At 36.5% G+C, this 19,887-nt stretch carries 18 protein-coding genes; 8 read left to right on the plus strand and 10 right to left on the minus strand.

Annotated features, from left to right (window positions below; translation table 11 throughout):
• Positions 1–91 precede the first annotated feature (91 nt).
• On the plus strand, positions 92–1,087 hold the full coding sequence (gene dusB, locus MUW56_RS06285) for a tRNA dihydrouridine synthase DusB (protein ID WP_292012391.1): 996 nt from the start codon (positions 92–94) through the stop codon (positions 1,085–1,087).
• 55 nt (positions 1,088–1,142) lie between these two features.
• On the opposite strand, the gene deoC is transcribed toward dusB, so the two are convergent.
• From deoC to MUW56_RS06310, 5 genes are all read right to left on the minus strand, one after another.
• Complete coding sequence (deoC, locus tag MUW56_RS06290) at positions 1,143–1,886, minus strand: deoxyribose-phosphate aldolase (RefSeq protein WP_292012392.1); 744 nt, start codon at positions 1,884–1,886, stop codon at positions 1,143–1,145.
• Between the two features lie 4 nt (positions 1,887–1,890).
• A complete protein-coding gene (locus tag MUW56_RS06295; RefSeq protein ID WP_292012393.1) occupies positions 1,891–2,361 on the minus strand; it encodes an Lrp/AsnC ligand binding domain-containing protein in 471 nt (156 codons plus the stop codon).
• Positions 2,362–2,389: 28 nt separating this feature from the next.
• A complete protein-coding gene (locus MUW56_RS06300) occupies positions 2,390–3,325 on the minus strand; it encodes an endonuclease (RefSeq protein WP_292012394.1) in 936 nt (311 codons plus the stop codon).
• Positions 3,326–3,701: 376 nt separating this feature from the next.
• Positions 3,702–4,373, minus strand: coding sequence for a tRNA (guanosine(37)-N1)-methyltransferase TrmD (trmD, locus tag MUW56_RS06305; RefSeq protein ID WP_292012395.1), 672 nt, complete (start codon positions 4,371–4,373; stop codon positions 3,702–3,704).
• On the minus strand, positions 4,370–5,632 hold the full coding sequence (locus MUW56_RS06310) for an NAD(P)/FAD-dependent oxidoreductase (RefSeq protein ID WP_292012396.1): 1,263 nt from the start codon (positions 5,630–5,632) through the stop codon (positions 4,370–4,372). Before MUW56_RS06310 ends, trmD begins: the two co-directional genes overlap by 4 nt.
• 65 nt (positions 5,633–5,697) lie before the next feature.
• On the opposite strand from MUW56_RS06310, the gene MUW56_RS06315 reads away from it, so the two are divergent.
• A complete protein-coding gene (locus MUW56_RS06315; protein WP_292012397.1) occupies positions 5,698–6,561 on the plus strand; it encodes a GH25 family lysozyme in 864 nt (287 codons plus the stop codon).
• A gap of 177 nt (positions 6,562–6,738) precedes the next feature.
• On the opposite strand, the gene MUW56_RS06320 is transcribed toward MUW56_RS06315, so the two are convergent.
• Both MUW56_RS06320 and MUW56_RS06325 read right to left on the minus strand, forming a co-directional pair.
• Complete coding sequence (locus MUW56_RS06320; RefSeq protein WP_292012398.1) at positions 6,739–8,388, minus strand: alpha/beta fold hydrolase; 1,650 nt, start codon at positions 8,386–8,388, stop codon at positions 6,739–6,741.
• A 147-nt stretch (positions 8,389–8,535) separates the two neighbouring features.
• Positions 8,536–9,048, minus strand: coding sequence for a 5'(3')-deoxyribonucleotidase (locus tag MUW56_RS06325; protein ID WP_292012399.1), 513 nt, complete (start codon positions 9,046–9,048; stop codon positions 8,536–8,538).
• Between the two features lie 181 nt (positions 9,049–9,229).
• Here MUW56_RS06325 and MUW56_RS06330 point away from each other — a divergent pair, with 181 nt between their 5' ends.
• On the plus strand, positions 9,230–11,122 hold the full coding sequence (locus tag MUW56_RS06330; protein WP_292012400.1) for an ABC-F family ATP-binding cassette domain-containing protein: 1,893 nt from the start codon (positions 9,230–9,232) through the stop codon (positions 11,120–11,122).
• 140 nt (positions 11,123–11,262) lie between these two features.
• On the opposite strand, the gene MUW56_RS06335 is transcribed toward MUW56_RS06330, so the two are convergent.
• A complete protein-coding gene (locus tag MUW56_RS06335; RefSeq protein ID WP_292012401.1) occupies positions 11,263–12,318 on the minus strand; it encodes a Gfo/Idh/MocA family oxidoreductase in 1,056 nt (351 codons plus the stop codon).
• A 182-nt stretch (positions 12,319–12,500) separates the two neighbouring features.
• Here MUW56_RS06335 and MUW56_RS06340 point away from each other — a divergent pair, with 182 nt between their 5' ends.
• The 3 genes from MUW56_RS06340 (at position 12,501) to MUW56_RS06350 (ending at position 16,117) form a co-directional block, all read left to right on the plus strand.
• Positions 12,501–14,693, plus strand: coding sequence for a TonB-dependent receptor (locus MUW56_RS06340; RefSeq protein ID WP_292012402.1), 2,193 nt, complete (start codon positions 12,501–12,503; stop codon positions 14,691–14,693).
• 83 nt (positions 14,694–14,776) lie between these two features.
• The gene (locus tag MUW56_RS06345) at positions 14,777–15,292 is read left to right on the plus strand and encodes a hypothetical protein (protein WP_292012403.1); all 516 of its coding nucleotides are present in this window, start codon (positions 14,777–14,779) and stop codon (positions 15,290–15,292) included.
• A gap of 234 nt (positions 15,293–15,526) precedes the next feature.
• Positions 15,527–16,117, plus strand: a complete 591-nt coding sequence (locus tag MUW56_RS06350; RefSeq protein ID WP_292012404.1) for a hypothetical protein — start codon at positions 15,527–15,529, stop codon at positions 16,115–16,117.
• 95 nt (positions 16,118–16,212) lie between these two features.
• Here MUW56_RS06350 and MUW56_RS06355 read toward each other — a convergent pair whose 3' ends face one another.
• On the minus strand, positions 16,213–16,848 hold the full coding sequence (locus tag MUW56_RS06355) for a peroxiredoxin (protein WP_292012405.1): 636 nt from the start codon (positions 16,846–16,848) through the stop codon (positions 16,213–16,215).
• A 95-nt stretch (positions 16,849–16,943) separates the two neighbouring features.
• Between MUW56_RS06355 and MUW56_RS06360 the strand changes: the two genes are divergently transcribed.
• Together MUW56_RS06360 and MUW56_RS06365 are read left to right on the plus strand one after the other, a co-directional pair.
• Positions 16,944–17,828: a mechanosensitive ion channel family protein gene (locus tag MUW56_RS06360; RefSeq protein ID WP_292012406.1), complete on the plus strand. Its 885-nt coding sequence runs from the start codon at positions 16,944–16,946 to the stop codon at positions 17,826–17,828.
• Between the two features lie 234 nt (positions 17,829–18,062).
• Positions 18,063–18,533, plus strand: coding sequence for a hypothetical protein (locus MUW56_RS06365; protein WP_292012407.1), 471 nt, complete (start codon positions 18,063–18,065; stop codon positions 18,531–18,533).
• A 94-nt stretch (positions 18,534–18,627) separates the two neighbouring features.
• On the opposite strand, the gene sucC is transcribed toward MUW56_RS06365, so the two are convergent.
• On the minus strand, positions 18,628–19,818 hold the full coding sequence (sucC, locus tag MUW56_RS06370) for an ADP-forming succinate--CoA ligase subunit beta (RefSeq protein WP_292012408.1): 1,191 nt from the start codon (positions 19,816–19,818) through the stop codon (positions 18,628–18,630).
• Positions 19,819–19,887 lie beyond the last annotated feature (69 nt).

A 19,887-nucleotide genomic window follows, 5' to 3' on the forward strand; every position in this document is an offset into this window, starting at 1 on the left:
TTCTCTCCTTTTTTTCACCCTCCGGGCTAATTCATCACACTGATAGATAATATCATATTTTCTAATGTTCAGAATTTTGTAAATTTGCACCATGATAAAAATAGGCAATATAGAACTGCCGGAATTTCCACTTTTGCTGGCTCCGATGGAAGACGTTAGTGATCCTCCGTTCAGACGTTTGTGTAAAATGCATGGTGCAGATCTGATGTATTCGGAATTTATTTCTTCTGAAGGCTTAATTCGTGATGCTATCAAAAGCCGTAAGAAACTGGATATCTTTGATTATGAAAGACCAGTCGGAATACAGATCTTTGGTGGGGATGAAGAGGCAATGGCTATGTCTGCAAGAATTGTAGAAACGGTAAATCCTGATTTAGTGGACATCAATTTTGGATGTCCTGTAAAAAAAGTGGTTTGCAAAGGCGCCGGCGCCGGGGTTCTGAAAGATATTGATCTTATGGTCCGTCTTACAAAAGCAGTGGTAACGTCTACTCATTTGCCTGTAACGGTTAAAACCCGTTTAGGCTGGGACAGCACCTGCATCAATATTGATGAAGTAGCAGAACGTCTGCAGGAAACAGGAATCAAAGCTCTTACCATACATGCCAGAACCCGTGCCCAAATGTATAAAGGAGAAGCGGACTGGGAGCATATTTCAAGAATCAAGCAAAATCCTAATATCGAAATTCCGATTTTTGGAAACGGAGATATCGATTCTCCTGAAAAAGCATTGGAATATAAACAAAAATATGCCTGTGACGGCATTATGATCGGACGTGCAGCCATTGGTTATCCCTGGATATTTAACGAGATTAAACATTTCTTTAAAACAGGTGAGCATTTACCTGCGCCAACAGTAGCTGACCGATTATTAGCCGTACGCCAACATGCAGAATGGAGTGCGGAATGGAAAGGGGAAAGGTTAGGATTGATCGAAATGAGACAGCATTACAGCAACTATTTCCGTGGTGTTCCCCATTTCAAAGAGTTTAGAAAAAAATTCCTGGAAGTTTTCACACTTGAGGAAATGGACAGCTTAATCAAAGAAACACAACAGTTCTATGAAGAATATCAGGAACAGGTATAAAAAACAAAAAACCATCAAATGAATTTGATGGTTTTTTTATGATTGTTTGAATCAATTAATATCCTTCTGATGTAGATTGATTTTTAAGTAATGCCAATGCTGAAGAGGTTCCAATTCTCTTCACCCCCATATTGATCATTTTTTCAGCATCTTCCGGAGTTCTTACTCCTCCGGCTGCTTTCACAGGTAGTCTTCCTGCGTGCTCAAGCATAATATGTACTCCTTCGAAGGTAGCTCCGTTTGGTCTTCCATCAGCTGTAGTATAGAAACCGGTTGAAGATTTTATAAAAATATGGGGGAAGTCATTTTCTGTGAAATGTTCTTCAGCCCAGTTAGAAATATTCCTGGTAAGATCTGCGATCTGTGCATCTGTTAAAGCAGCAATTTCAATAATCCATTTAACTACTTTGTGATGATCCAGCCCCAACTGGGTTCCTTTCACAAATTCGTTTTTTACCAGTTCTATATTTCCCTCAAGATAGGCATTGTAATTAATAACAAAATCAAGTTCATCTGCGCCGTCTTCAATTGCTTTTGAAGCTTCTGCAAGCTTATCATCCACTGAATACGTTCCTTCATGAAAACCGATTACAGTTCCCACTGCAACATTTGAATTTCTTTCCTGAAGATATTTTTTGATCTCTGATACATAATCCGGACGGATCATCACAGCAAAAATACCGTTATCGATAGCTTCCTGAGCCAGTTCTTTATCTTTCTGAAGGGTTTCTTCATTTGAGATTCCTGATTGTTCAGGTGTTTTTAAGTAAGTTGAATCCAAATATTGGGCTATGTTCATATCGTTATACTTTCAATTGTCTATTAATACTTTGTTCTAGAGATATAAATGTTTCTGTTCTTGTCACTCCTTTCAGCTTTTGAAGCTTGCTTAAAATCAGCATCAAATGATCATTGTCTTTGCATAGGACTTTTAAGAAAATTGTATAATTTCCGGTTGTATAATGGGCTTCTACCACCTCATTAATATCATACAAAGACTTCACTACTTCCGGGTAATGGCTTGGCTGGTCCAAAAATACCCCGATATAGGAGATCACCTTATATCCGATTTTTTTAGGATTAAGGAATGAAATTGAGTTTTCAATAACTCCCGCGTGCTCCAGTTTTTTGATTCTTTGATGTACTGCTGTTGTAGAGATTCCAACATTTTTTGAAATGTGTGCTAAGGACGTTTTAGCATTATCCATCAACATGTAAATAATCTCTTTGTCGATCGAATCTAAATGATAACTTGTGTTGCTCGAATTTTTCATTTTCTACTTTTTTATTATTTATGTTTTTTTAAGGTAAGTTCTTAAACTTAACAAAAACCGGGAAATGATCGCTGTATCCGCCTAAATACCGCGTGCCGGCATAAGTTCGGAAGGGCCTGCCCTCAAACGTTCTGGTTCTGCTGCTTAATTTTTCAGAGTTAAATATACTCGCCTCCTGAAAGCTTAATGTTCTATCATCAAGAAATGATTTTGACATGATGATCTGATCATACAGCAATCCAGATTTGTAATGAAAAGTAGAATAATTTCTTAGGGAAAACAACTCATAAAAAGGGTTCATCAAAACCTTCTCATGATCATTGTCGTAGAGAATTTTTACTAAATTTTCATCATCCGGGTTTTCGTTAAAATCACCACACAATATAACATGCTCCTTATCATCAGCTACAATTTTCATGATCCGCTGCCGGATCTCATTTAATATAAAGGATCTTTTGGGTTTATTGATATCTTTTTCTCGCTTGGAGGGAAGATGGGCGATAAAGACATTAATAATTTCCCCTTTATATTTAATTTTAGAAAAAAGTACGTCCCTGGTTGTGTCGTAATTTTCTTTGTTTTTATTTGATATTTCAAAAAAGAAAGTAATGGCTTCAGAATCGATAACCTCCACTTTATTTTTATCATATAACATGGCTACATCCACCTTTCTTTCATCCATAGAATTGTAATGTACAATTCCATACTCAGAATTAAAAGGCTCCATCATAACAAGGTCTTCTAAAACTTTCCTGCCGGAAACTTCAGAAAGTCCTATTACAAATGGCATTACACCATTTTCCTCCTTCATCAGCTGAAATGCGTGTGAGATCTTAAAAATCTTGTTTTTATATCTCTTTTCATCCCAATTCCTTAATCCTGACCGGGTAGGATCTAATTTATGGACAGGTTTCGGATCGGGTAAAAATAAATTTTCAACATTATAAAAAGAGAACAATTCCATCAACACTAATTTCTATAACTTTAATTATTATGTTCTTTTTGCTAAATGTAAATTTATTATTTTTTAAATATCACTGATTCGTTACAAAATGATTTAAATCAATTTCCAATAAAAAACTCTTCAAATATAACAATAAATACTAATAAAATCAACTATAATAAATTAAATTTTCAATTATTTTCAACATTTAGTACATTAATAAAAATTGAGACAATACATAAAATTCAAAATAATTGGAATAAAATTTCAATTTAAGATTAGAAACATTAATATTTTTCTAGCAATTTAAATTTTATACAAAAATTATTCCATTCATCATTTTGATAAACGGAATTAAGTAAACTAGTACCGGCCAGGTACATTTCAGCGGATTTATTTAAAGTAAATCGGGACGTTTTTCCTTAGTAATTCTCACGGCCTCATCATGGCGCCATTCTTCAATTTTGCCAAAATTTCCGCTCAGCAAAATCTTAGGAACCTCTAATCCTTTATAACTTTCGGGTCTTGTATAGATGGGCGGAGAGAGCAGATCATCCTGAAAACTGTCTGTTAAGGCACTTTGTTCATCATTCAAAACTCCGGGAAGCAATCTTATAATGGAATCAGCGAGAACACATGCCGCCAGCTCCCCTCCCGTAAGAACGTAATCCCCTATTGAGATTTCCTTTGTAATATGAAGGTCTCTTACCCTTTGGTCTATCCCTTTATAATGTCCGCACAGAAAGATCAGATTTTCTTTTATGGAAAGGGAATTGGCAATCTTCTGATTTAAAGTGATCCCATCGGGCGTCAGGTAAATCACCTCATCATAGTTTCTTTGAGACTTAAGTTCTGAAATACATTTATCCAGCGGCTCCACCATCATTACCATTCCTGCTCCGCCTCCGTAGGGCTCATCATCAATTTGCCTGTGCTTATTGACAGCCCAGTCTCTCAAATGATGAAAATGTACTTCTGCCAGTCCTTTATCCATCGCTCTCTTCAAAATAGAAGTTTTAAACGGACTTTCCATCAGTTCCGGAAGTACGCTTATTATATCAATTCTCATTGTAATGTTCCGTTTTTCTTTGTAGGTATAATAATTAATCTTAAAGATGAATCTTTATTGAAATAGCTCCACATCCAGTTGAAGAATATGGCCAGCTTATTTCGAACGCTCAAAATTAACATTAAATGCAGAAACATCCAGAAATACCAGGCTAAAAATCCCTGAAATTTTATAAATGGCAGATCTACAACGGCTCTGTGTTTACCTATAGTGGCTAATGAACCTTTGTCATCATATTCATATTCTTTCCATTCGGCAGGGCTTTTCTTCAAAAGATTTTTTCCTAAATTTTTGGCCTGGTGGATCGCTACATTGGCTACCTGCGGATGTCCCTGAGGATATTTGGGAGTTTCCATATAGGCTATATCCCCGATGGCATAAATATTATCATAACCTTTGATTTTATTGTACCGGTCTACAATGTATCTGTTCCTTACCAATGTCTGCTCCGGGAAGCCATCTATGACATTCCCTGTAACCCCTGCTGCCCAAATTACATTATTGGACGGAATTTCTTTTCCACTTTTCAGGTGTACCTTATCACCATCATATTCTGTAACCACTTCACCACTCATAAAGGTTACCCCAAGGTCTTTAAGGTATTTTTCGGATTTCTCCTGGGCTTCGCTGCTCATCACCGCAAGCGGCTTTTCTGTAGAACTTACCAGAATAATTTTCAACTGGTCAAAATTCATATAAGGATAATCCCTTGGAAGAATTTCTTTTTTCATTTCTGCAAAAGCTCCTGCCAGTTCTACACCGGTAGGCCCGCTTCCCACGATAACGATATTCCAGTTTCCGTCATCGCTTCTGCTTTTTTCAATGATCAGTTTTTCAAAGGTCATTAAAACATGATTTCTGATACCGATTGCCTCCTGGGTATTCTTCATCCCAAAAGCTTTGCTTTCAAGATCTTTATTACCGAAAAAATTAGTTTTACAGCCTGTTGCAATGATCAATTTATCGTAAGTAAAATCAGCTTCGTCAGTAATGACTTTGTTGTGTACAGGATCAATTTCTTTCACCTCTGTCATCCGGAACTGAGTATTTCTGGATTGCTGAAAAATCTTTCTGAAAGGAAAGGAGATATTGGAAGGTTCTATCCTTCCGGAAGCTACCTGATAAAAAAGCGGCTGAAACATATGATGGTTTACCCGATCCAGAACAATTACTTTTTTATTCTTGTTATTTAATGTCTTTGCAAGCTGCAGCCCCGCAAAACCTCCTCCTATAATGATGATTTTTTCGCGTGTTTCCATAATAAACAAATTTACTGATTTTATTTAGCATTTAGTAGTGAAAAAAGTTAGTTTTGCAAAACTTTATGACACCAAAAAAGTACACCAAAAAAACTGCCAAACAGCTTCATAAGAACCGCCGGAACCATTATTTTTTCCGCCGGAAGGTGATATTGGCCATCTTAATTATTGCTTTAATAGGAACCGGATTTTATCTCAAGCAGTCTATCAGCTATTATTATGCTCTGTACTTCAATAAATTTACTCATAAAAAACTTCACAATACTGAAAAAGAGGCATTAAGAATCCAAAAAATCCTCACCAGCAACCTCGACAAAACATATGGTTTTGATATTTCCCACTATCAGAATAAGGAGGATATAAAATGGGACAGTCTCAGTATCGGAAATAAAACGATCCGGCTGGAGTTTGTGGTGATGAGAGCCACCATGGGAAACAGAAATGGAGATAAACATTTTGATGAATTCTGGGAAAAGGCAAAAAAACACAACCTGACCCGCGGTGCTTATCATTTTTACAGAGCGGATGAAGATCCGATCATTCAGGCCAATAATTTTTTAGCCAACGTAAAGCTAGAAAGCGGAGACCTCCCTCCTATTTTGGATATTGAAAAAATTCCAAAGCGTAAAACGAACAAAAAACTGATAGAAGACCTGAAAGTCTGGTGTAAAATTGTTGAAGAAACATACGGTGAAAAGCCTATTATCTACTCCTATTATCATTATTATAAAGATTTCCTGAAAGGTGAATTTGACGGATATCCCCTATGGCTGGCCAATTACAATGATGTGCCCACTCCTTCTCCTGATGACCAGTGGGACTTTTGGCAGTTCACAGAAAACGGCATTGTTCATGGCATCAATACCAAAGTAGATCTTAATATTTACAATGGAAATTCCTGGTCTTTAAAAAGACTGACTTTGGATTGATGGGGAAGAAACGAAGATAGAAGTGGGAAGATGGAAATTTACGGATTCCAAAAGAATAACTTACGCTTTATAAAGCCTGCTCGTGACCTTCTGTTCTGCTTTAAAGATTCTTATCAAAAACGATTATAAATATCCCATAGTACATCCAGCCTCCATCTTCTCACTTCCTGTCAGGAATTATTTCTTCAGAAAGGTTAAAATATCTGCATTTAATTCATCTGGTTTTTCAAAAGGAATCATATGGGTAGCATCCTTATAGATTTTCAATTCTGCATTAGGAATTTGTTTTGCTATAAATTCAGTGTGATCTTGCTTAATAACGTCTTTATCTCCCGCAATAATCAATACCGGACTGTTTATTTTATTTAAATCTGCCTTACTGATGTTGGGTTCTGTAAGCATGATTTTTAAAAGTCTGCGCTCATTCAATGTTTCAGAAATGCCTATTTGATTCAGTTGCGTCATTTGATTGGTAAACCGTTCAATAAGTTGTTCTTCCACCCCTTCAGGAAAAGCATTGGCACCGATTGTTATCAGTTTATTAAGATTTTCCGGGTATTTCAATGCAAATTCAAGTCCCGTATTTCCTCCGTCACTCCAACCTGCGATATTAATTTTGTCAAGTTTCAGATGGTCTGCAAGCTCCTTGACATCATCTGCAAACAATTTATAGGTAAAGTCCTTTTTTGAAGTATCCCTACTTTTGCCCTGTCCTCTTGTATCCATTACAATTACCTTGTATTGCTTGGATAGAACCGGGATCTGCTGATAATAATCTTTTATACTTCCTGAATTACCATGAAGCAATACCAGCGGTTCCCCTTCGCCATAGATTTCATAATACAGATGAGTATCCTTCAATTTCAGATAGTTTCCTGCAGATTCATTTTTACCGTATATGGATTGGTCTGCTTCCTGTATATTTTTTGAATTGTCAGAAATCCATCCTTGATCAGCATCATCTGCGTAGCCACCTTCATCTTCCTTTGTATCTTTTCCGTTTTTATCCATTTTCACATCGATATTTATAGCAGGCGCGGCGATGGTCATTTTTTTCCAGTCCCCATAAAATTTTCTTATAAATCCTGTCTTGAACAGTGCCGCGCTTATTTTAATGCTTCCGTCAAATTCTTTCAAAAACTGGATCCCTACAAAGAACTTCCCCTGAACCCAAATGTTACGGTCATTCACATCCAAGGTATAAGTTCCGTCTTTGATCATATTTTCGGTAAGTTCAACGGTGATTTCTTCATCTAGAATATTTTTATCCGGGAAACCATCTTTTTCGCTGTAAATACTGTACCGCATCACGACCGGCTGATTGGAGACATACCGAGCAATATTCAGGTTGATATTTTTGATCTTGGATCTTTTTTTCGCATTAAAATCCAAAGCCGTTTCTCCTAAAAAATCATCTTTGCTGAGTGCAGGATTGACGAAATACATAACGTTTTTTGTCTTTGTATGTACGCCCCAATTCTTATCTACAAGTTTCTTTGGTTTAATAGCAATTTCTTTAATATTTTTAATTTTCTCTGTTAAAAATATCTTTTGCAAATCATGCTTTTTAAAATCCTGTACCGTTTCCTGATACAGTTCATATCCCGGTACTTCTATTTTTACTTTTTGCTGCGGATCCAGGTCGGAAAGATCTATTGAAAAATGTCCTTTTTCGTCAGAGATTGTTCCGTTTGTTTTCTTTTCCACCCCAATCTTCACATAAGAAATGGGTTGATTTTCATTTTTGGAAATAATGGTTCCTGAAATAACCTGTGCATTAAAGGAAGCAGCACTAAGAAGAATAAATAAGGTATTACGTTTATTCATGTTAAAAGTTTGGTGCAAACTTATCTATTTACAGCGGCCAACATTCATAACGCTCTATTAAATTTAATCTTCCTTTAGTTAAAATTATTTTAAATGATCAGTAAATAAAGGCTATTATTCTAAAATTATTTAAAGATTGCCGTATTTCTACAAAATATTCATGATGTCTTCCCATGAATTTACTCTCTTGTAAGTATCATTTTCTACCAGTTCATTATGAGGTTGGGTAAAGATCAATCTTTCTCCTGAAAAATGGTCCAAATTTTTAGGATAGTCATCAATCATCACATCACCGGACACGACTCTTTTACTTCCGCAAAGAACGATCTGTTCCCAGCTGATAAATGGAAAATGTTCTTCCAGCCAGTCATATTTTTCTCTTAAACTGTTAGGAAATTCCATTCCTGCGGATACGATATACAGCTCATATTTATTATTAAGATATTCCAATGCCTCACGGCTTCCTTTTATCAGAGGTAAGGTTCTGAAAAACCCTGGTTCATGTACATGTTTTTTCCCATTGGGAAAAGCATCTGTTTCTGATTTCCCTGTCAGATGACTGATTTCAACCTCTCTTCCGGTATCTCTTTTCTCAAACTGTATCAGCTGATGATATACATCCGCCATTACCCCGTCCATATCGACAATTACTTTTTTCATTCAAATCAGATTTTTACATTATTAATTTAATCTTATCAAAATTACTGAATAGTTTTTTCAGGCGATGGACACAGTCTATTAAAAAATTATCAATATCCATTTTTATAAAAGCTGTTCCGGAAATTTTTCTGGTTACATTTTCGTACTTTTGCGTTCAATTCAAAATCAATCATTAATTCCAATGAATTACGTTTCTGCTGAAAACCTTACCAAATCCTACGGGATCAAAGTTTTGTTTGAAAACATTTCTTTTCACATCAATGAAGGCGATAAAATTGCTATTGTAGCCAAAAACGGAAGTGGCAAATCTACACTGCTAAAAATATTAATGGGCAAAGAAATTGCAGACAGCGGGACTACCATCATTAATAAAGACATACAGGTTGTTTTATTTGATCAGGAAATCGACTATGATCCTAATCTCAGCATCGAAGAGTTTATGATGACCTTGGATTCTGAACCTATTTTAGCCCTTAAAAATTATCATCTGTCTCTTCATTCCACAGATACTGTGTTTATTGAAAAAGCATTGGCAGATATGGAAGCCCACAAAGCATGGGATCTTGAAAACGAAATGAAGCAGATTCTTTCCCAGCTTAAGATTAGAGATCTGGAAGCAAAAATGGGAACGCTTTCCGGAGGGCAGATCAAACGTGTTGCATTGGCAAAGCTTTTGACTGAAACCAGAGCGGAGCACAGGCATACTTTACTGATCATGGATGAACCTACCAACCACCTTGATGTAGATATGGTAGAATGGCTTGAGAATTATCTCAACAAAGCTAAAATAACTTTACTTCTTGTTACCCACGACCGATATTTCCTGGACAGCGTCTGTGATATCATCTGGGAAATGGAGGATAAAAATCTGTATGTTCACAACGGTTCGTATGCCACTTATCTTGAAAACAAAATGATCCGTGAGGAAAATCTCAATGCGACAATCGATAAAGCCAATAACCTTTACAGAAAGGAACTGGAATGGATGCGAAGACAGCCTAAAGCCAGAACAACCAAATCCAAAAGCAGAATCGATGCGTTCTACGAAACAGAAAAAGTTGCCAAAACCGATACCAGAAAAGAAGGATTGGAACTGGATTTTGAAATGAAACGTCTCGGTAATAAAATTCTTGAACTTAAGCATATTGATAAAAGCTTTGGGAATAAAGTCCTTTTAAAAGACTTCAGCTACCAGTTTCAACGCGGTGAGAAAGTGGGAATCATCGGGAAAAACGGCGCGGGAAAATCTACCCTGCTGAATATTATCCAGGGATTGGAAAAAGCTGACAAAGGTGAGATTGAAACAGGTGAAACCATTTCTTTCGGATATTTTGCTCAGAAAGGACTTACCTATAAAGAAGATGAGCGTGTCATTGATTTCATTAAGGAAATTGCAGAGTTTTATCCATTAGCCAATGGAAGAAGCCTTTCTGCATCACAGTTCTTAAGGTTATTCTTATTTGACGATCAAACCCAGTACTCTCCTATTTCTAAACTCTCAGGAGGTGAAAAAAGAAGACTTCACCTGATGTACATTCTTTATCAGAATCCTAATTTCTTAATTTTTGACGAACCTACGAATGATCTGGACCTTCCTACTTTAACGGTTCTTGAAAACTTCCTTCAGCAGTTCCAGGGATCTCTGATTATCGTTTCTCACGACAGGTATTTTATGGACAGGATTGTAGATCACGTTCTGGCATTTGAAGGAGATGGAAAAATAAGAGATTTCGTAGGAAACTTTTCAGAATACCGTGAAGCCAAAAACCGTGAGGATGCTTTGGAAAAAAATACTGCTGCAAAGCCTGAACCTGCCAAAGAAGTCGTTCCTGCAGCTGAAAACATTCAATCCTCAGGTTCTAAACGAAAATTAACGTTCAGGGAACAAAGAGAACTGGAAACTATCGAAAAAGAAATGCCGGAACTGGAAGAGCAGCGTGCCCGGATTCTTGACCAGCTGAACAACGAAGCAGATTATGAAAAAATAGCCAAACTCTCCTCAGAACTGGAAACCGTTTCGGAAAAACTGGAAAACCATGAGATGAGATGGCTGGAGCTTCAGGAAATCCTTTAAATAATGAAGAATGATGAGTTATGAATTAGGTCAGAGAGTTTGAGTGTCGGAGGGTTTGGGTATAAAAGAGTAGAAAATTTCTATTTCCAATTACCATTAACCTTGAACATTGAATTCATTCATAACTCATCATTTATAAATTATAATCCAATTATTCTTTCTTCTCTTGCACTTTCCAAGGAAGCATCAATGATTTTCATATTCTGAATAACTTCTCTTCCGGGAGATGGTAAAGCATATCCAAAAACGATGTGTTCATAGATCTGCTGATAATAGTCCATATAATTTCCGGCTTCGCTTGAGGTCAGAACTCTTTCCGTTTCGGACTGATCATTTAAAAAGTTTAAAATTCCGTCGGTCCCATTTAAGGGCTGGGTCCATTCCTTACCATACACAGGAATTGCTCCGGCAACGAGCTCGTTCTCTTGATTATCGGTTCTTTCCTGTAAGAAACTTCCTTTATCACCATGAATAGTATAGGCATAATGCCCTTCTTTACTGAAAACAGATGATTTAAGCCTTACCCTCAGATTATTTTTGTAGAATAGGAGAATTTCGAAATAATCGTTCGCGAACTCCGGGCCTTTCATAGAGAATACATCTGCGAAAAGTTTTTCAGGATATCCAAAATATTGCACTGCCTGATCCACAAGATGTGCGCCAAGATCGTGAAGAGAACCGGAACCTGCCTGATCCGGGCTTTCCTTATGCTGTTTTCCGCTTGGTGCCGTACGGAATCTGTCAAAACGGATTTCAGCCTCTTTTATATTCCCTAATGGCCCGCTGTTTACAATCTTTTGAACCTGTAGAAAATCACGGTCAAATCTTCTGTTCTGATAAACACTCAGGAACAGACCTTTTTCTTCTGCAAGTTTTACCAGCTCTTCCGCTTCGGAAACATTCACCGTAAAAGGTTTTTCAACGATAATATTTTTTCCGGCTTCCAAAGCCATTCTTGCATATTCATAATGCGTCTGAACAGGCGTATTGATCACAACCAGTTCGATGTCTGCATGTTGAAGCATATCTTCCACAGAACGATAGATTGTTGCTTCAGGATACTTCTCTTTGGATTCTTCTTTAGTCCTTTCTACTATCGCAGAAATGAAAAACCCCGGATGTTCCTTTAAAAAGGGTGCATGAAATACTTTTCCACTCATCCCAAAGGCACAAAGCCCTGCTTTTACCAATTGCATAATTTAAAATTTTAACAAATATATTCATAAAAAACGCCTGATTCCCCATCTACCACACTCATAGAAATAATCCATCTATCAGTGATTTAAAAAGATGACAAAAATCATCTAATTATTTTTAACTATTCTAAACAAATACTTACATTTGTCGCTTATTTAAAACTGTTCTACATAAAAATAAAATGAATCGACAATTACTTTCTTTAGGACTTCTATTTGCAACTGTATCATTGGGGGCACAGCTGAAAAATACTGAAGCGGATACCATCAGAACCCAGACTATTGAAGACATCAATCTTCATAAAACAGGAAATCCAAATCAGGCAAGACCGCTATCCACAAAGTCTAACCTGACGGTCATGGAAAATCCACAGCCTATTGCTATTGTTACGCATGAGATCATTGAACAGCAGCAGGCTAAACAGCTGAGTGATGTCATAAAAAATGTGAATGGGATTTACTTAACTTCTACAAGAGGAGGTTCTCAGGACAGTTTTGGAGGAAGAGGTTTTACATTTGGAAATGATAATATTTTTAAAAACGGAGCAAGGGTAAACAGTGGTGTTTTTCCTGAAGTAAGCGGACTGGAAAGAATTGAAGTTTTAAAAGGAGCAAATGCCATGTTATATGGTAATGTAGGTCCTGGGGGAATTGTAAACCTTATTACGAAAAAGCCAAGATTTGAATCCGGTGGTTCAGTAGGATTGAGTGGAGGCAGTTGGAATTCCTATAAACCTATGTTTGACATCTACGGGCCTTTAAGCAAAAACATCGCATTCAGAGTGAATGGCACTTATGAATATGCTGAAAGTTTCAGGGATATGGTAGCGTCTAAAAAGCATTATTTCAATCCCTCATTTGTTTTCAATTTAAGTGAAGATACTCAGCTTATTGTAGAAGGGGATTATTTATATCATAATTTCACTCCTGATTTTGGAATTGGAAGTGTGACCGATAAAACAACAGGTAAGTCCAGACTGGCTACCGAAATTGACCGTACAAGTTTCTTAGGAGCTAACTGGCAATATCAAACCAATCAGCAAGCTACTACTGATATTGTTTTAAATCATCAATTTAACAGTAAATGGAGTTTAAATGCTGTTGCTTCCTACCAGAATTATACAAAAGACTATTTTTCAACGGAAAGAATCCAATGGCAATATGAATCAGGAAAAGGGAATTTCAATCCAGCTTGGAACAGAACTTTGGGAAGAAATTATACTGAACAGAATTATACTTCATTACAAATTAACTTAAACGGAGAGTTTAAAACAGGAAGTATTGTTCACAAGGTATTATTGGGAACAGATGGAGATTATGGTTTAGCAGATACTTATGGTTATAATTTTACTAATCCTACAAATGTTAATTATGGAACTTTATATTTAAATGATCCATCGTCATGGTCAAATGACGGTGCAGTACCGGATACTTACAGAGCATCAAGAAACAGAATAGCAACAAAAAGATTTGGTCTTTATGCCCAGGATTTAATTAGTGTTACCAAAGAATTCAAAGTACTTGCCGGGGTAAGATGGTCTTATTTAAAAAATGAAGATACGGAGATTAAGGATTTCTTAAAAGGAACAGAAACTCCAACGGCAGGAAGCGGATCACAGGCCCATGCTGTATCTCCAAAAGTAGGATTAATTTACAATCCTAATGACAATTTATCTGTTTTTGCAACTTATACCAATTCTTTTTCGCCTAATTCCGGATTTGACCAATATAATCAATCTCTAAAAGCATCCACAATTGACCAATATGAGATAGGGGTAAAGAAAAACCTGTGGAATAATGCTATTGCTGTCAACGTAACTGCGTATCAAATAAATAATAGAGATGCATATACCGCTCCCTACCTTGCAGACAATAAAGTTGCATTATATAAAGTTTATGCCGGTAATATCAGAAGCAGAGGTGCTGAATTAGACATCACAGGAAATCCAACAAAATATCTTTCCTTAATAGGAGGTATTTCTTATAATAACACAGTTTATACAAAAACTCCTGATAACGGATTTGTTGAAAATCAAAAATTGGTAAGAACTCCGGCATTCACAGCAAATGCATCTGTATTCTATACTTTTACAGATTTTGCGAAAGGATTGAAAGTAGGCGCTACAGCATTCTATACAGGAGACAGAAAAGCAGGATGGAATGATGTAAAAGGACAGGCCGCAGAAACAAGAATGATCGATATTAAAGGGTTCACGACTTTTGATGTAAGTGTAGGCTATGGCTGGAATAAATTCTCTATCCAGGGGAAAGTGGGCAACCTGTTCGACGTTGTGAACTACAATGTACACGAAAATTATTCGGTGAATCCGATTACGCCGAGAAACTACTATTTCACACTGACTTACAGACTTTAGAATTAAATATAAATTAATTTTTCAATTCAAAGTGGAGGCTGCATGCTTGCAGTCTCCACTTTTGAACTTTAAAACAAAAAAATATGGATAAGATCAAAGACACAAGAAGTTTCATGAGAATAACGCACCGTTATCTGGGATATTTTCTTGCAGGAATCATGGCGGTGTATGCAGTAAGCGGAATTCTGCTTGTATACAGGGATACAGACTTTTTAAAGAAAGAAAAGATGTATGACAAAACCATCACCACTCATCTTACAGAAAAACAGCTGGGAAAAGAATTAAAAATGAAAGGACTTGAGGTAGAGAAAACCGAAGGGACCGTTCTTTATTTCAAGCAAGGGACTTATGACACGGCAACCGGAAGAGCTAAGTACACCAAAAAAGAACTTCCTTTTGTATTGGATAAAATGGTTAAACTGCATAAATCGCAATCGAAAGATACCCTGTCCCCTTTAAGCGTATTTTTCGGAATCTCACTTTTCTTCTTTGTTATTTCAAGCTTCTGGATGTTCAACCCTAAAACCAAAGCTTTCAAACGAGGAATCAAATTTACAATAGCAGGATTGATTATCTCAGTGATTCTCCTGTTTATTTAAATATAAAAAGAATCATCATTATTTTTATTTTCGGCAATTTTCTTTTTTGAGAGTATTGAGTATATATCGCTCATTTACGAAATTATCAATAATTATGTTAAAAAAATAAATTATACTTTATTGATATTGTTAACATTAATTTTGAAAAATTGTCTAAAATTAAGATTCTGGCACATTTATTGTTTTTTCTATAATTCGTGAATAATAAACATTTAATTATTAAAATAATAAATTATGAAAAAACTTATTTTAACAGGGATATTAGCCGTAGCAGGCTTAACAGCAACTGCAAACGCTCAGATTCAAAAAGGTAATTGGATGGTAGGTGGTAACCTTGCAGGTGCCAACTTCGGTTTAAATAAAGGAGGAGGTTATGATTTTAATATTCAGCCTAAAGGAGCTTACTTTATTGAGGACAATGTAGCAATCGGTGGATATGTAGATTTAGGCTTCAAAGGAGCGAAAGACGCACCCACTACTTTCACGTACAATGTTGGAGCATTAGGACGTTATTACCTCAATCCGGGAGAGCAGGGAGTAAACAATTTACTACACCACGGAAGATGGTTCTTAGAAGGTAACTTAGGGATCGGAGGAACATCAATCTCTAAAGGAGGTTCTTCTTCCAACGGACTTAACTTCGGATTTGGTCCTGGTTACTCATACTTCATTACTCCAAACATTGGATTAGAAGGTTTAGTTAAATACGATGCCAATGCAGGATTCGGAAGCGGTGGATATACCAACAAAATTACTTTTGGTTTAGGATTCCAGATTTATCTTCCGACTTCTAAAGCAAAACAAATCATCAACGACGTTAAGTAATCACTGATATACTTATAAAATTGAAAGCGCCCCGGAATTTTATTTCGGGGCGCTTTTCGTACAAATTAAAACTAAACTATAAAAAATCAAATAAATCATGTATTGGGCTGCGGGGTGTATCGTAAATACGGTTTTATCTCAGTTACCCCTTTTGGAAATATTTTTTCGGCTTCTTCCGTAGAGATGGAAGGAGGAATGATAACGTCTTCTCCGTTCTTCCAGTTGACAGGAGTAGCTACCTGATGAGCATCTACCAGCTGTAAAGAATCCAGTACTCTAAGGATTTCGTTAAAGTTTCTTCCTGTAGAAGCGGGATAGGTGATCATCAGCCTCACTTTTTTTGAAGGATCAATAATCAGCAAAGAACGGACTGTAGCCGTAGCCGAAGCATTCGGATGAATAAAATCATACAGCTCCGAAACTTTTCTGTCCTTATCCGCAATAATCGGAAACCGTACTTCTGTATTTTGGGTCTCATTAATATCTTTCACCCAGTTCTGATGGTCTTCTACTCCATCCACACTCAAAGCAATAACTTTTGTTCCTCTGGCTTCAAACTCAGACTGCAATTTTGCAGTGTATCCCAATTCCGTAGTGCAAACCGGTGTATAATCTGCCGGATGGGAAAATAAAATTCCCCAGGAATCTCCTAAATAATTATAAAAATTGATATCACCTACAGATGATTCTGCCTGAAAGTTGGGTGCTGTATCTCCTAGTTTGATTGACATAATATCTTGCTTTTATAGTCTACAAATTTAGTAGACTTTTTGAAACTGGCAAATTTTTTGATGAAAATTTATATCTTTAATTAAAATTTTTATTCATGGAGAAAACCGGACTCACCTACATTGATTTGGTGTACAAGGTATTGGAGAATTGGTATATCACCTTTGCAGAACTCACCCCAAAACTGATTGTCGGAATTTTAGTATTTACTTTTTTTCTTATTACCAGTAAATACCTAAGTCAGATTGCTGTAAAATTATTCCATAAATTCTTTCCTAAAAGCCAGAAAGAAAGTTCACTGGTCACTTTAATCGGTGTATTCAGATTCCTGATCATGCTGATGGGAACTTTTATTTCATTGGAAATTATGGGCTTTAGCGGTTTTCTCTGGAAGTTTATCGGAAGCCTTGGAGTGGCCGGGGTTATTGCCGGGGTGGCTTTAAAAGATCTTGTTTCCAGTATTTTTTCTGGTATGCTCATAGGAATTGATAAAGCCTTTAAAGTAGGAGATTATATTACTATTGGTACCCATTCCGGAACGGTACAGGAAATTGGTTTTCTCACAACAAAAATCCTTACAGATGATGGAAAAAAGGCCTATATTCCCAATCAGGTAGTTTTTAATGCACCGTTTTATAATATTACGGCCTCTCCGCAGCGCAGGATTATTTTAAACTTTGAAATTCCGGCTGACGAAGATATCAGTAAAGCACAGAAAGGAATTCTTGATGTAATTAAAAACCTTGATAATGTAGATAAGTTAGACACTGCAGAAGTGATCTTCACAGATCTGAAACAAGGTGCATTTAATCTTCAGGTGAAGTTCTGGATAAAAGTAGGTGCCAACCTGGCCCAGGTAAGAAGTAAAGCTTATTTAGGTATTAAAGAACGCTTTGATGTGGATAAAGTTCAGTTAGTAACGCCTACGAGTATCAGTATTACGAGTGGAGAATCCCTTCCTACTGAAAATCATGATAAATAAATGGTTTTATATTGATTCATTGGTTTAATTAGGTTATGTACTCTATCCGTTTTAGATTCAAATGGTTATCCCATAATTTCTTACTTTTATGTAAAGATCTTAATCAACACAATAATGTCATCACAATCCAATTTATTTTCCCCCATTGAATCAAAAACATCAAAAGGGTTTACTTTATTGATAAAGATGATTGGCAGATCATTTTTAATGATGACCCCTCTATCCACTATAATAATGGCTATACTGGTATTGAATGCAAAAGAAATCTCTGTAGAAATAAAGATTGTTTTAATTGCCCTTTTTATGGCAATCCTATGTTTTTGTGTCTGGATGTTCTTTCAGAAAAACAAAAAAAGTATGACCACTCATATTATTGTTGATGAAAAAGGACTTCACCATTACTGCAACCGGGACATTTTACATTCCATCTCCTATGCTGACCTCCATCCAAACCCGGAAACGGGCAAATATGACGTGCTTTTGAGTGAGTTTGATGAATCCGCTCCTAGTTTATGTATCTATTTCTTTGAGCCGGTATTAAATAAAATTACACGCAAATCTGTCAATTTAGATATTGATCAAGTTATTACAAATGGTAATGGGTTACTTAAAAATTTTGTAAAAGGAATATTGATTTTCAGGCCGGATTTAAAAGTTGCACCCAATGTTCTGGATCTTTACCATCTGGAGGAATTCAATAAATAAAATCACATTATTTCACCAGCCCAACCTTCAAAATAATAACAAAAAAAACCGCTCCAAAAATGGAACGGTTTTCTATTTATCTGAGAATTTTAGATTATGCTAAAACTTCTTTTACTTTGTTTGCAGCTTCTTCTAAAGTAATTGCAGAGTGTACCGGAAGACCAGACTCGTCAATTAATTTTTTAGCTTCTACAGCATTAGTTCCCTGCAATCTAACGATCAATGGAACCGGAAGGCTACCCATCGCTTTGTAAGCATCTACAACACCCTGAGCCACTCTGTCACATCTTACGATACCTCCGAAGATGTTGATCAGGATCGCTTTTACGTTTGGATCTCTTAAGATGATTCCGAAAGCAGTCTGTACTCTCTGAGCATCTGCAGTACCTCCTACGTCAAGGAAGTTGGCAGGATTACCACCTGATAATTTGATGATATCCATAGTGGCCATTGCAAGACCGGCTCCGTTTACCATACAAGCAACGTTACCATCCAGTTTTACGAAGTTAAGACCCGCTTCACCAGCTTCGACATCCATTGGATCTTCTTCTCTTGTATCTCTAAGCTCAGCTAAGTCTTTGTGACGGAACAATGAGTTGTCATCTAAAGTTACTTTAGCATCAACAGCGATAATCTTGTTATCAGAAGTTTTTAATACCGGGTTGATTTCGAATAGAGAAGCATCAATTCCTGTATACGCATTGTAAAGAGATGTAATAAATTTCACAAATTCTTTGAACGCATTTCCTTCAAGACCTAGGTTGAAAGCAATTTTTCTAGCCTGGAACCCTTGAAGACCAATAGCTGGATCAATCAATTCGTTGTGGATCAAATGAGGAGTTACTTCTGCAACGTGCTCAATATCCATCCCTCCTTCAGTAGAATATACAATTGTATTTTTCCCTTCAGCTCTATCTAAAAGAATAGAAACATAGAATTCTTTAGTTTCAGATTCTCCAGGATAATAAACATCTTCTGCAATCAAAACAGAGTGTACTTTTTTACCTTCAGCAGAAGTTTGTGGTGTTACCAACTGCATTCCGATGATATTCTGAGCGTTCTCTTTAAGCTTATCCATGTTTGGAGAAAACTTAACACCCCCACCTTTACCACGACCACCTGCGTGAATCTGTGCTTTTACAACCCAAGCCTGTGCTCCGGTTTCAGCAGTCAATTTTTCAGCAGCTGCTACAGCTTCATCTACGTTGTTTGCAACGAAACCACGTTGGATAGCTACTCCATACTTTGATAAAATCTCTTTTGATTGATACTCGTGAAGATTCATATTATTTTTATTATTTTATTTTAATATTTAAAGGTTGACAAATTTACTAAAAAGACACGGAAGTTCAAG

Source organism: Chryseobacterium sp. (assembly GCF_022869225.1).
In the GTDB taxonomy this organism is placed as follows: Bacteria; Bacteroidota; Bacteroidia; order Flavobacteriales; family Weeksellaceae; genus Chryseobacterium.

Bases quoted from the DNA above. Each gene is read 5' to 3' on its own strand.
- dusB (WP_292012391.1), top strand. From the start codon at position 92: ATGATAAAAATAGGCAATATAGAACTGCCGGAATTTCCACTTTTGCTG.
- deoC (WP_292012392.1), bottom strand. From the start codon at position 1,886: ATGAACATAGCCCAATATTTGGATTCAACTTACTTAAAAACACCTGAA.
- MUW56_RS06295 (WP_292012393.1), bottom strand. From the start codon at position 2,361: ATGAAAAATTCGAGCAACACAAGTTATCATTTAGATTCGATCGACAAA.
- MUW56_RS06300 (WP_292012394.1), bottom strand. From the start codon at position 3,325: ATGGAATTGTTCTCTTTTTATAATGTTGAAAATTTATTTTTACCCGAT.
- trmD (WP_292012395.1), bottom strand. From the start codon at position 4,373: ATGAGAATTGATATAATAAGCGTACTTCCGGAACTGATGGAAAGTCCG.
- MUW56_RS06310 (WP_292012396.1), bottom strand. From the start codon at position 5,632: ATGGAAACACGCGAAAAAATCATCATTATAGGAGGAGGTTTTGCGGGG.
- MUW56_RS06315 (WP_292012397.1), top strand. From the start codon at position 5,698: ATGACACCAAAAAAGTACACCAAAAAAACTGCCAAACAGCTTCATAAG.
- MUW56_RS06320 (WP_292012398.1), bottom strand. From the start codon at position 8,388: ATGAATAAACGTAATACCTTATTTATTCTTCTTAGTGCTGCTTCCTTT.
- MUW56_RS06325 (WP_292012399.1), bottom strand. From the start codon at position 9,048: ATGAAAAAAGTAATTGTCGATATGGACGGGGTAATGGCGGATGTATAT.
- MUW56_RS06330 (WP_292012400.1), top strand. From the start codon at position 9,230: ATGAATTACGTTTCTGCTGAAAACCTTACCAAATCCTACGGGATCAAA.
- MUW56_RS06335 (WP_292012401.1), bottom strand. From the start codon at position 12,318: ATGCAATTGGTAAAAGCAGGGCTTTGTGCCTTTGGGATGAGTGGAAAA.
- MUW56_RS06340 (WP_292012402.1), top strand. From the start codon at position 12,501: ATGAATCGACAATTACTTTCTTTAGGACTTCTATTTGCAACTGTATCA.
- MUW56_RS06345 (WP_292012403.1), top strand. From the start codon at position 14,777: ATGGATAAGATCAAAGACACAAGAAGTTTCATGAGAATAACGCACCGT.
- MUW56_RS06350 (WP_292012404.1), top strand. From the start codon at position 15,527: ATGAAAAAACTTATTTTAACAGGGATATTAGCCGTAGCAGGCTTAACA.
- MUW56_RS06355 (WP_292012405.1), bottom strand. From the start codon at position 16,848: ATGTCAATCAAACTAGGAGATACAGCACCCAACTTTCAGGCAGAATCA.
- MUW56_RS06360 (WP_292012406.1), top strand. From the start codon at position 16,944: ATGGAGAAAACCGGACTCACCTACATTGATTTGGTGTACAAGGTATTG.
- MUW56_RS06365 (WP_292012407.1), top strand. From the start codon at position 18,063: ATGGCTATACTGGTATTGAATGCAAAAGAAATCTCTGTAGAAATAAAG.
- sucC (WP_292012408.1), bottom strand. From the start codon at position 19,818: ATGAATCTTCACGAGTATCAATCAAAAGAGATTTTATCAAAGTATGGA.